General features: G+C 40.9%; 9 protein-coding genes. 4 read left to right on the top strand and 5 right to left on the bottom strand.

What is annotated here, in order from left to right; translation table 11 throughout:
* Position 1 precedes the first annotated feature (1 nt).
* Positions 2 to 1,138 (bottom strand): glutamine-hydrolyzing carbamoyl-phosphate synthase small subunit, encoded by a 1,137-nt coding sequence (gene carA, locus H5232_RS08565; protein WP_145233083.1) that lies wholly within the window; start codon positions 1,136 to 1,138, stop codon positions 2 to 4.
* A gap of 207 nt (positions 1,139 to 1,345) precedes the next feature.
* Positions 1,346 to 2,143 carry a 4-hydroxy-tetrahydrodipicolinate reductase gene (dapB, locus tag H5232_RS08560; protein ID WP_145233082.1) on the bottom strand — a complete coding sequence of 266 codons (798 nt, stop codon included), beginning with the start codon at positions 2,141 to 2,143 and terminating at the stop codon, positions 1,346 to 1,348.
* Positions 2,144 to 2,414: 271 nt separating this feature from the next.
* On the opposite strand from dapB, the gene H5232_RS08555 reads away from it, so the two are divergent.
* Positions 2,415 to 3,728: a Na+/H+ antiporter NhaC family protein gene (locus tag H5232_RS08555; protein ID WP_145233394.1), complete on the top strand. Its 1,314-nt coding sequence runs from the start codon at positions 2,415 to 2,417 to the stop codon at positions 3,726 to 3,728.
* 75 nt (positions 3,729 to 3,803) lie between these two features.
* Positions 3,804 to 4,586 carry a nucleoside-binding protein gene (locus tag H5232_RS08550; RefSeq protein WP_182731289.1) on the top strand — a complete coding sequence of 261 codons (783 nt, stop codon included), beginning with the start codon at positions 3,804 to 3,806 and terminating at the stop codon, positions 4,584 to 4,586.
* A 109-nt stretch (positions 4,587 to 4,695) separates the two neighbouring features.
* On the opposite strand, the gene H5232_RS08545 is transcribed toward H5232_RS08550, so the two are convergent.
* From H5232_RS08545 to pssA, 3 genes are all read right to left on the bottom strand, one after another.
* A complete protein-coding gene (locus H5232_RS08545) occupies positions 4,696 to 5,226 on the bottom strand; it encodes a GNAT family N-acetyltransferase (protein WP_182731288.1) in 531 nt (176 codons plus the stop codon).
* A complete protein-coding gene (locus tag H5232_RS08540; RefSeq protein ID WP_182830777.1) occupies positions 5,227 to 5,679 on the bottom strand; it encodes a GNAT family N-acetyltransferase in 453 nt (150 codons plus the stop codon).
* A gap of 147 nt (positions 5,680 to 5,826) precedes the next feature.
* Positions 5,827 to 7,152 (bottom strand): CDP-diacylglycerol--serine O-phosphatidyltransferase, encoded by a 1,326-nt coding sequence (gene pssA, locus H5232_RS08535; RefSeq protein WP_182830776.1) that lies wholly within the window; start codon positions 7,150 to 7,152, stop codon positions 5,827 to 5,829.
* A 288-nt stretch (positions 7,153 to 7,440) separates the two neighbouring features.
* On the opposite strand from pssA, the gene trxB reads away from it, so the two are divergent.
* Both trxB and H5232_RS08525 read left to right on the top strand, forming a co-directional pair.
* Positions 7,441 to 8,391 (top strand): thioredoxin-disulfide reductase, encoded by a 951-nt coding sequence (gene trxB / locus H5232_RS08530; RefSeq protein ID WP_138562378.1) that lies wholly within the window; start codon positions 7,441 to 7,443, stop codon positions 8,389 to 8,391.
* A gap of 326 nt (positions 8,392 to 8,717) precedes the next feature.
* Positions 8,718 to 11,531 carry a bifunctional aconitate hydratase 2/2-methylisocitrate dehydratase gene (locus tag H5232_RS08525; protein ID WP_182717360.1) on the top strand — a complete coding sequence of 938 codons (2,814 nt, stop codon included), beginning with the start codon at positions 8,718 to 8,720 and terminating at the stop codon, positions 11,529 to 11,531.
* The last annotated feature ends 175 nt before the right edge of the window (positions 11,532 to 11,706 follow it).

Genomic DNA, 11,706 nt, shown 5'->3' with positions numbered 1-11,706 from the left:
ATTAGTTGTTACGCGCTTGCATCAAATCGATGAAGTGGTCAAATAATGGGGCTGCATCGTGTGGACCTGGGCTTGCTTCAGGGTGACCTTGGAAGCTAAAAGCAGGTTTGTCGGTGCGGTGAATACCTTGCAACGTTCCGTCAAATAACGATTTATGCGTAGCACGAAGGTTATCTGGTAACGTTGTTTCATCGGCAGCAAAACCATGGTTTTGCGCAGTGATCATTACTACGTTACGGTCTAAATCTTTCACTGGGTGGTTACCACCGTGATGACCAAACTTCATTTTCACTGTTTTTGCACCCGAGGCAAGGGCTAACAATTGGTGACCTAAACAGATACCAAAAATAGGAATTTCAGTTTCTAAAAAGGCTTTAATTGCTTCAATGGCGTAAGTACACGGTTCAGGATCGCCCGGGCCATTCGATAAAAAGATACCATCTGGGTTAAGTGCTAACACGTCAGCTGCCGAGGTTTGTGCAGGTACAACGGTTAATTTACAACCACGGTCTACAAGCATACGGAGAATATTACGCTTCACACCGAAATCATAAGCAACAACGTGAAACTTTTCATCGGCTGCGTTTAGAGTTTTGAACCCTGCGCCTAATGTCCAGCTTGATTCACGCCACTCGAAATTTTCCTTGGTTGATACTACTTTCGCTAAATCCATACCTTTTAAGCCTGGGAAGGCTTGCGCAGCTGCGAGCGCTTGGTTTTCATCTAATTCGTCACCTGCAATAATACAACCGTTTTGAGCGCCTTTATCGCGCAAAATACGGGTAAGCTTACGGGTGTCGATGTCTGCAATACCTAAGATATTACGTTCTTTTAAGTAATCATCTAACGATTGCTCGTTACGGAAATTACTTGCTAGCAGTGGCAAATCACGGATCACTAGGCCTTTAGCCCAAATGTGACTCGCTTCTTCGTCTTCGCTGTTAGTACCCGTATTACCTATGTGTGGGTACGTCAAAGTTACGATTTGTTCCGCGTATGAAGGGTCAGTCAGAATTTCCTGATAACCAGTCATTGATGTATTGAATACTACTTCACCGACAGACATGCCGTCAGCGCCGATTGCAGTACCGCGAAACACTGTGCCGTCTTCTAGAACTAACAGAGCGGATTTAGTCAAGTTAACCTCCTAACAGTAAAAAACGGGAGTAAAGTCATTTGCTTTACTACCCGTTTATAGCGATTGGAAACACGCAATTATGAATTTTTGGCAAATTAGCGCTATTTTATAGTAATTTGCCTTTTAGGTCTAACCCTATTTCAATAATCAGTAAAAATAAGCCCTATAAGCCAAAAAAGCCACCAAACACCCAAAAAAGTAACTAAACTACTTCAAGTCGAGGACATCTTGCATGTCATAAAGTCCTGCAGGCTTATTTTTCAACCAGCCCGCAGCTCTTACTGCGCCTAATGCAAAGGTCATTCGAGAACTTGCTTTATGAGTTAATTCAAGCCTTTCGCCAGAAGTTGCGAAATATGCGGTATGTTCACCAACTATATCTCCGCCTCGGAGCACCGAATAACCAATTTCATTTTGCGATTTTTCTGTTTCTACTCGGCTGCGATCAAATACCGCAACCTCATCATGCACCCACCCTTTTGCATCGGCAATTGCTTCACCAATGGCAAGTGCAGTGCCTGATGGCGCATCTATTTTATGGCGATGATGCGCTTCAAAAATTTCGATATCTAAATCATCACCAAATTTAGTGGCGGCGGTTTGCACTAAATTCAACAGTAAATTTACGCCTACGCTGTAATTTCGCGCAAACACAATTGGAATCTGCTTGGCAGCCGTTTGTAACGCCAGCATATCGTCGTCATTTAAACCGGTGGTGCCAATCACCATCGGGATATTTTGTGCAACAGCTGTTTTTAAATGCTCACGCATACCCGCTGGGAGCGTAAAATCAATCAGTACGTCGGTATTGTCAACGTTGCGTTCATCACTAAAATTAATTGTCGCAGGTGCTGCGCTATTTAATTGATTAACGGCAATATTTAATAAGGGAGAACTGCTGCGTACATAGGCTGCACTAAGCTCGGTATGATTATTTTTGTGAGCGGCTTCAATTAATGCCAAGCCCATTCTTCCGTTTGCGCCAAATACGCCTATTCGATTCATATTAATAACCTATGCATTTTTTGAGTTGGCTAGATTTTATCTAAAACTCGTGTAATAGTCAGGTAAGCCTTTTAAAAAATAATAATAACAGATACCCATAGACTTTAGCCATCTATACATTTAAACTTCTTTCTTTGCGCCGATTTGGTCTTTGGCTTGCGGGCGCTGTTGAGGTACTTATCATTGTGGTAGGTATGACAACTAAATTCAGCTAAAAGAGGGATGTTTTGGCTGTGTTAGTTGTGCAAGAAGTTATCTAACGAGGAATATGATGCAGCCATCATTTAATAAAACAACAGCAAAACTATCTTTGCTCCCCCTATTAACCTTTGTGGCCTTATTTTTAGGCGCGGGTTTATACCTGCAATCACAAGGGGTCGATTACGCTTTTTATCAGCTCCCTGCCCCTGTTGCTATTTTACCGGCGATTATGCTGGCGTTTATGTTAAATAAAAACACCATTAACCACAGTGTAGAAACCTTTATAAAAGGTGCCGGTCACAACAACATCATTACTATGTGCTTAATTTATTTACTTGCTGGGGCATTTTCTGCCGTCGCAGGTGCAACAGGCGGCGTGGATGCGGTTGTTAACGCCGGTTTATCACTTATTCCACCAGCATTACTTTTACCGGGCTTATTTTTAATTGCAGCGGTAGTATCTACGGCCATGGGTACTTCAATGGGTACTATCGGGGCGATTGGCCCGATTGCGTATGCGGTCTCTATTAAAACCGGTATTGATCCAGCATTAATGGCCGGTACGATTGTGTCAGGTGCGATGTTTGGCGATAACTTATCAATTATTTCTGATACCACCATTGCTGCAACGCGTACCCAAGGCTGTGAGATGAAAGATAAATTCCGTGAGAATTTAAAAATCGCATTGCCAGCAGCTATCCTCACTATTGGTTTATTATTCTTTTTAACTCCTGCGGCTCAAGCAGTAGAAACTAAAGATTACGATATTCTATTAGTACTACCTTATGCATTTATTTTAGTACTAGCGGTGATGGGCTTTAATGTATTTGTGGTGCTGTTCAGCGGTATTATATTTGCGGCACTGATGGGCTTTACTGGCAGTTATGAAGGTGCCAGCTTTGTAAAAGACATTTATAAGGGCTTTACTGATATGCAAGAAATATTCTTGCTGTCGATGTTTATTGGTGGCTTATCAGAGTTTATTCGTATTAACGGTGGCCTTGATTATATCGCGCAAAAGATTCAAGCCATTACTAAAGTCATTGCAAAATGGCACCGGAAAGTGGCAGATCAACTTGGTATTGCCGCGTTAGTTATGACCAGCAACGTATGTATAGCGAATAATACCGTGTCGATTATTGTTGCCGGTCCTATCGCCAAAAAACTTGCCGATGATGGTGAGATCAGCGGTAAGCGTTCAGCAAGCTTACTGGATATTTTCGCCTGTGTTACGCAAGGATCTCTCCCTTATGGTGCACAAGCGTTACTACTTGGCGCAACATTTAAAATTAGCCCGTGGCAAGTATCAACCTCATCTTACTACTGCTTTATATTGGCATTTACTGCTATAGCTGTAATTTGCCTACGCCGAAATAAGGCATAAATACTTAAGCAGATGCGCTCACGTTTGGGCGTATCTGCTATACTTTGCACTTTACTCCCCATTAAACATATAGTTATGAATATAAAATCAACATTATCTTTATTCGCCCTTTGTGCAGTTAGTACATCTAGCTTTGCTGCAAATTGGAGCACAACGCAACTACATTTAAACTACGGCGATTTTAAAAACCCATTTACTGAACAAGAAGCAGGTACATCAATCGCTTCACTGCAACACGCCTCTGGCTATGACTATGGTGATAACTTTTTCTTCATAGATTACATTAATGATAATGTTGATGATGGCTATCAAGACCGTGACTTTTATGGCGAATGGTATTCAACTTTTAGCCTTTCTAAAATAACCGGTAATGACTTTTCGTTTGGCGCTATTGCTGACGTTGGATTAACAGCGGGCTTTAACGCCGCAGGTGATGCTAAGGTATTGAAGTATTTACCCGGTGTTAAAGTAAATTGGCAAGCGCCAGGATTTAGTTTTTTATCAACCCTAGTTACGGCCTATATAGATGATAACGAGGGTGTTGCGCGTGGCGGCGCGCCTATTGAAACTAACAGCTGGATGCTAGATGTTGCATGGGGTTACCCGTTTTCGATTGGTTCACAAAAATTTAATATAACTGGCCATGTTGAATATATTGCTGAGCGCGAAAATGAATTTGGTGAAGATGTTAAGGCGTGGATCTTAGCGCAGCCTATCATTACTTGGGACTTGGGTAATGCCATCAGCATGAAAGAAAATACCTTACTACTTGGCCTTGAGTGGCAATATTGGCACAATAAGCTAGGGACCGATACCACTGAGTCGGTACCGCAATTTCATGTTGAGTGGACGTTTTAGCGAGTTAGCGAGTTAGCGAGTTAGCGAGTTAGCGAGTTAGCGAGTTAGCGAGAATAATAAAGCGCGATATTAATTGTATTGCGCTTTTTTTACTTTCCATGAACACAGATCACGTTAGCTTTATTTCATAAACACCTAAACGCTGCTGTTGCTGATTAGCAAGGAAGATTGATGTCTCTTTTTGATAATATTTAAATTGTGCGCCTGCGCGTTGCACAACCTTTATACTCGCTAAGTTTTCCTCTAAACAACAAAACTCAATCACTTTTGCATGACTATTATTTTTTATATAAGGCACTATTTTAGTAAGCACTTGATTCATGGCTCTTTGCCCGCGTGCAAAATCAGCTAACCAATAACCGCATTCAGCACCTTTACTGTCAGGATCAATGTGTTTAATACCAAATACACCGCTTAAGCGATCCTCTATATATACCGCAAACCACTGAGAACCTGCTTTACCGCTGTGTAGTCGTTCATATATATAACGTTTAGTTGAATTAACATCTATTACGTCATCCACCCAAGGTAAAAATTGACTAAGATTTTCCCGACTATCGGCGATAACTTGGTAAAGTTCAACTGCGTGACTAATATCTAATGGCTTTAAAGTTATTGAATCTGAAATCACCAGTTCCATTTAGTCAGCCTCAGTTACTTTTGCTAAACGCATATGTAGCAGCGGAAACGGCTTTCCTTGACCATCTAATTCAGAGCGCCCTATTTGCTCAAACCCTCTACTTAAATAAAAACCTTGGGCTTTAGGGTTTTGCTCGTTAACATCAACATGAGTTGCCGCTAAATTATCAATCGCGTAATTAATTAATAACGTGCCAACCCCCTTCGCAAAGAAAGTCGGCTCAACAAACAGCATTTCAATATTGCCGCCAGCAACGCCAATAAACCCGATTATTTTTCCACTGTTGTCTTTACAACAAAAAAGACTAACAGCATCAAAATAATGTGTCAAAATCAATGGTTTCAGTTCATCTATGTGTTGTTGGGTTAAAAAGTCATGGGTATGAGAAACGCAAGCTTCCCAGATCTCAATTAAAGAGGCGTAATCTTTTTGCTCGGCGGATTTAATAAGCATTGTTAGTTCCTTTGAATATTAAAATAACCATCATCAGTTTTGCAAAAATATTGTAGCGGAGTTGGGCAACAGCTCCGAGGCTAAATCAACAAAAAGCAGCGTAACCGCTGCTTTTATAGTACTTACATTTTAGTCTCTAACTTTGCGTTAAATAAAACGCTTAATAATAAAATCAACTTTGACACGCTTAGCTTGCCCCAGCAATTTTTTAACCGCTGGCGGGTAATCGTCCATGGTTTCTAAATCTTCGGCACCGTTTAAACGACGACAGTGTTGTAATATCTCGGCTCTTTCATTGTCGATTGCTGGCATGAGACTTTGCTCAGGATCTTCTAATAAAATGCCATTTTCGATATCTAATCCCCAGGCACGAGGATTTAAATTATGACCACTCAATAAATGATATTTGCGATCAGCACAAATACCTTTCAAATGAAATGAGTTACTTTCATGCTGCCACAAATACACATTTAAATTACCGTTAATAATATGGCGCTTTTGCGATTTTAAAAATTTATGCAAAATCGTTTCATACAAGTATGGCAAAGCCCCTATTTTACTAAATGGTTCACTTGGTGGCAGGTAAAAATCATTCGCCGTTTTATCGCCTACTACGATTGTTACTTGCTTGCCCTGTTTTAGTAAGCGGCGCAAGGAACGCATTAACGGTGCAGGAAAATTAAAGTATGGGGTATACAGCACTAACTCTTGCTCGGTGGCATCAAATAAGGATTTGATCACACGATTAAGCTCGTTATTACGTCGTCCCAGTCCTAAAAATAGTCGCACGCCAAGTGCTTGCTCATTTTGCTCCACACTGTGAGCGTAGTTAGCTTGCTTTAATGAACGCATCAATTGTTTTTGTGCGATTTTAATATCATTAAACTTTGTTAAAGGCCGCACATCAATGCGTGGAACGGCTTCAGAACTCAACAATTCATGTTCAATAAAGTCAATCACAGAATCACATAGTGAGGCCTGCTCGACTAAAAAATAGCGATCTAACCGGTAGCGCTCTTGATACTGCAAATACACATTATTTAAACTCGCACCGCTGTAAAGCAGCGTATCATCAATTACAAAACCTTTTAAATGCAGCACCCCAAAAAGTTCTTTTGCTTTTACTGGTACGCCAAAAATTTGTACATTTGATTGATATTTTTCTTGATATTCACAATATAAACTGGCGTTACCATCTGACTTTGCCGCACCAATTAAACCGCGTTGGGCACGATGAAAGTCAACCAACACTTTTACATCTAATGCGGAGTTTGCTAATGAAGCCTGATGTAACGCTGCTAACACTTCACGCCCTGCTTCATCATCTTGCAGATAAAGTGTCGTAATATAAATACGTTTTTTTGCCTGCGCAATCAGTGCTAGTAAATGCGTGCGATATTCTTGTGCATTGGTTAAGACGTTAACGTCTTTTGAAGTCAACCCGTACGCGGGTTTTTCCTGCCAAAATAACATAATTGCCTATTCACTTAGGTCACCCTTAATCAGGGTCACAAATCAAAATTAGTTAAAACATATCAAAAAAACACAGTTTGGTCATGAATTAACGTCGCATGCTGAGTTAATACTGAATTAATAGCTCAGATATCATACAAATCGTACACTTATCATGATTCTAGTACACAATATTTGACAGCTTTGTGATTTAGAAAAAAAAATAATCGCCGCTTTTATTTACTTCCCTCTTGTTTCTCTTAAAATCGAGCGCATTAATACGCTATTAAACGTTTAGGATATAAAAACATGAGTGAAGTAAAACATTGTAAGTTGCTAATTTTAGGATCTGGACCTGCGGGTTACACTGCAGCAGTTTACGCAGCACGCGCAAATTTAAACCCGGTATTGATCACCGGTATGCAACAAGGCGGTCAACTTACAACAACGACTGAAGTTGAAAACTGGCCGGGCGATGCTCACGGTTTAACAGGTCCAGCATTAATGGATCGTATGAAAGAGCATGCCGAGCGTTTTGAAACTGAAATTGTCTTTGATCACATACACACTGTTGATGTATCTAAGCGCCCTTTCACGCTAACTGGCGACCAAGGTACTTACACGTGTGATGCGCTGATCATTGCAACGGGTGCATCTGCTAAGTACTTGGGCCTAGAGTCTGAAACTAACTTCCAAGGCCGTGGTGTGTCTGCCTGTGCAACCTGTGATGGTTTTTTCTATAAAGGTCAAAAAGTTGCGGTTGTTGGTGGTGGTAATACTGCGGTTGAAGAAGCGCTTTATTTATCGAACATTGCTGATGAAGTACATGTAATTCACCGTCGTGATAGCTTCCGCAGTGAAAAAATCTTAGCCGATCGCCTCGCTGAAAAAGCAGCAAACGGTAACGTAGTCATGCATTATAACCGTACGCTTGATGAAGTACTGGGCGACCAAATGGGTGTTACCGGTGTTCGTATCAAGGATGCAAACTCAGAAGCCACTGAAGAAATTGATTTAGCGGGCGTATTTATTGCAATTGGTCATAAACCAAATACTGATATGTTTGTTGGCCAACTTGAAATGAAAGACGGCTACTTAGTGGTTGAGTCTGGTCTTAACGGTAATGCAACACAAACAAGTGTACCAGGTGTTTTTGCTGCCGGTGATGTGTCTGATCATATCTACCGTCAAGCAATCACTTCTGCTGGTACTGGCTGTATGGCAGCACTTGATGCTGAGCGTTTCTTAGATAACCTATAAGTTTACACAACATATAGTAAGGGCTGAATTTTCAGCCCTTTTTTTTGGCCAAAAATTATAAAGGCTCATCCAACACCGAAAAGTACTCATTGCAGTCGCATCAACATTCACCACACTTATACTCGGAATCAATCATATTTATACAATTAATGGCTTAGGTGCGATAGGATCTAAGTCCGAGCAATGAATATCGTCAAAGTATAGTAAGTAAAACTAGCTATAATTATAGTTAGGCAGAAAAGCTTTATTCATTTAGGCATTACTAGAGACTGTAAAATCAGTTAAAATGCTTAACTTCATATCAAGTAAAATACCGAGAGTTTTCTATGAGTTTGTATACAAAATATATGGAAGAAATCCAAACCCGTAAAACGGAGCTTGGATTAAACCCACAACCAATCGATAGCGCTGAACTAGTATCAGAAATCATTAATCAAATTAAAGATACTAATAACGAGCACCGTAAAGATTCACTGCATTTCTTTATCTTTAATACATTACCAGGAACAACCAGTGCTGCGGGCGTTAAAGCACAGTTTCTAAAAGAAATTATTTTGGGTGAAGAGCAAGTTGCAGAGATCACTCCAGAATTCGCATTTGAACTGCTTTCACACATGAAAGGCGGCCCGTCAATTGAAATGCTAATTGATTTAGTATTTGCTGATGACGCAACAATCGCAGCACAAGCGGCTGAAGTACTTAAGACTCAAGTATTCTTATACGATGCAGATATGGCTCGCATAAAAGCGGCATACGAAGCAGGCAATGCTATTGCTAAAGAGTTACTAGAGAGTTTCGCACAAGCTGAATTCTTCACAAAATTACCTGACATCGAAGAAAAAATCGATGTAGTAACCTATATTGCCGGTGAAGGCGACATCTCAACTGATTTACTATCTCCAGGTAACCAAGCACATTCACGTGCTGACCGTGAATTACACGGTAAATGCATGATCACTGAAGAAGCACAGCAAGAAATTGTTGCACTTCAAAAGAAACACCCTAACGCTAAAGTAATGCTTATTGCTGAAAAAGGCACGATGGGCGTTGGTTCATCTCGTATGTCTGGTGTGAATAACGTAGCACTTTGGGCGGGTAAACAAGCAAGCCCATACGTTCCTTTCATCAACATTGCCCCTGTTGTTGCAGGTACTAATGGTATTGCGCCAATCTTCTTAACAACCGTTGATGTAACTGGCGGTATTGGTCTTGACCTTAAAAACTGGGTTAAAAAAGTAGACGCAAACGGCAATACAGTGACTGATGACAATGGTGATGCAGTGCTTGAAGAAGCGTACTCTGTTGCTACCGGTACTGTGTTAACAATTAATACTAAAGAGAAAAAGCTTTATAACGGTGATAAAGAACTTGTTGATATTTCGTCAGCATTCACACCGCAAAAAGTTGAATTCATGAGAGCCGGTGGTTCTTACGCTGTTGTATTCGGTAAAAAACTACAAACGTTTGCTGCTGAAACACTCGGCATTGAAACTCCACTTGTGTATGCACCTTCAAAAGAAATTTCACATGAAGGCCAAGGCTTAACAGCGGTTGAAAAAATCTTTAACCGTAATGCAGTAGGTGTACTATCAGATACGCCACTTCACGCAGGCTCAAATGTTCGCGTTAAAGTGAACATCGTTGGTTCGCAAGATACAACCGGTCCAATGACAGCACAAGAATTAGAAGCGATGGCGGCTTCAACGATTTCACCACTTGTTGATGGTGCTTATCAGTCTGGTTGTCACACTGCATCAGTATGGGATAGCAAAGCGCAAGCAAACATTCCTAAACTAATGGCGTTCATGAATAAGTTTGGTTTGATCACTGCACGTGACCCGAAAGGCGTTTACCATGCAATGACTGACGTTATTCACAAAGTATTGAACGACATTACAATTGATGATCGCGCTATCATCATCGGTGGTGACTCGCATACTCGTATGTCTAAAGGCGTTGCCTTTGGTGCCGATTCAGGTACTGTTGCTGTTGCACTTGCAACCGGTGAATCAGCGATGCCGATTCCTGATTCAGTTAAAGTGACGTTTAAAGGCAAAATGGCTAAGCACATGGATTTCCGCGATGTTGTACATGCAACGCAAGCGCAAATGCTTAAGCAATTTGGTGGCGAAAACGTATTCCAAGGTCGTATCATTGAAGTGCATATTGGTACCCTAATGGCTGACCAAGCGTTTACTTTCACTGACTGGACTGCAGAAATGAAAGCGAAAGCGTCAATCTGTATTTCAAATGATGAAACGCTAATTAAGTCAATTGAACTTGCTAAATCACGTATCCAAATCATGATCAACAAAGGTATGGATAACGAAGCGCAAACGCTACAAGGTCTAATCGACTTAGCTGACAAACGTATTGCAGGTATTCAATCTGGTGAAGAGCCAGCACTTTCTCCAGACGACAACGCTAAATACCACGCAGAAGTTGTGGTTGATTTGGACCAAATCGTTGAGCCAATGATTGCCGATCCAGACGTAAATAACGATGATGTTTCTAAGCGTTATACTCACGATGTGATCCGCCCTGTTTCTTTTTACAACGATAAGCCTGTTGATTTAGCTTTTGTTGGTTCGTGTATGGTTCATAAAGGCGATATGAAAATTATTGCTCACATGCTACGTAACCTTGAGAAGAAAAACGGTTCTATCTCATTCAAAGCGCCATTAGTCGTTGCGCCACCAACATATAACATTGTTGATGAGCTTAAAGCGGAAGGCGATTGGGATATCCTTGCTAAATACGCAGGGTTTGAATTTGACGATGCAAAACCAAAAACGGCCGCACGTACTAAGTATGAAAATATCTTATACCTAGAACGCCCTGGTTGTAACCTATGTATGGGTAACCAAGAAAAAGCTGAACCTGGTGACACTGTTATCGCAACGTCAACACGTCTGTTCCAAGGCCGTGTAGTAGCTGATACATCTGAGAAAAAAGGTGAGTCACTACTGGGTTCAACGCCAGTTGTAGTACTTTCTTCTGTTCTTGGTCGTTTCCCGACTATCGAAGAGTATAAGTCTGCAGTTGAAGGTATTGACCTTACATCGTTTGTACCTGTTGAAGAAGCGATGACAACTAAGTTCAACGCAGGTCAAGCAGTACCCGTAAAAGTGGTTAGCTAATTCGATTAGTTAATGGTTCAATTAAGCGCGTTTTTTAACGCGCTTTTTTTATGCCTACAATTTGCCTATCATAAGTAAGCGCTGTACAACGCTATGGATAACACAATAATTTGTGGTTTGTGAATTTAAAGCAACAGGTTACACTTTATCTTGATCATTCAGTTATTCAATCGGT

It is taken from the genome of Pseudoalteromonas sp. SG41-5, assembly GCF_014164495.1.
Lineage (GTDB): Bacteria > Pseudomonadota > Gammaproteobacteria > Enterobacterales > Alteromonadaceae > Pseudoalteromonas > Pseudoalteromonas rhizosphaerae.
This window is presented reverse-complemented; position numbering and strand designations above follow the sequence as displayed.

Bases quoted from the DNA above. Each gene is read 5' to 3' on its own strand.
- H5232_RS08525 (WP_182717360.1), top strand. From the start codon at position 8,718: ATGAGTTTGTATACAAAATATATGGAAGAAATCCAAACCCGTAAAACG.
- H5232_RS08555 (WP_145233394.1), top strand. From the start codon at position 2,415: ATGCAGCCATCATTTAATAAAACAACAGCAAAACTATCTTTGCTCCCC.
- dapB (WP_145233082.1), bottom strand. From the start codon at position 2,143: ATGAATCGAATAGGCGTATTTGGCGCAAACGGAAGAATGGGCTTGGCA.
- H5232_RS08545 (WP_182731288.1), bottom strand. From the start codon at position 5,226: ATGGAACTGGTGATTTCAGATTCAATAACTTTAAAGCCATTAGATATT.
- pssA (WP_182830776.1), bottom strand. From the start codon at position 7,152: ATGTTATTTTGGCAGGAAAAACCCGCGTACGGGTTGACTTCAAAAGAC.
- H5232_RS08540 (WP_182830777.1), bottom strand. From the start codon at position 5,679: ATGCTTATTAAATCCGCCGAGCAAAAAGATTACGCCTCTTTAATTGAG.
- trxB (WP_138562378.1), top strand. From the start codon at position 7,441: ATGAGTGAAGTAAAACATTGTAAGTTGCTAATTTTAGGATCTGGACCT.
- H5232_RS08550 (WP_182731289.1), top strand. From the start codon at position 3,804: ATGAATATAAAATCAACATTATCTTTATTCGCCCTTTGTGCAGTTAGT.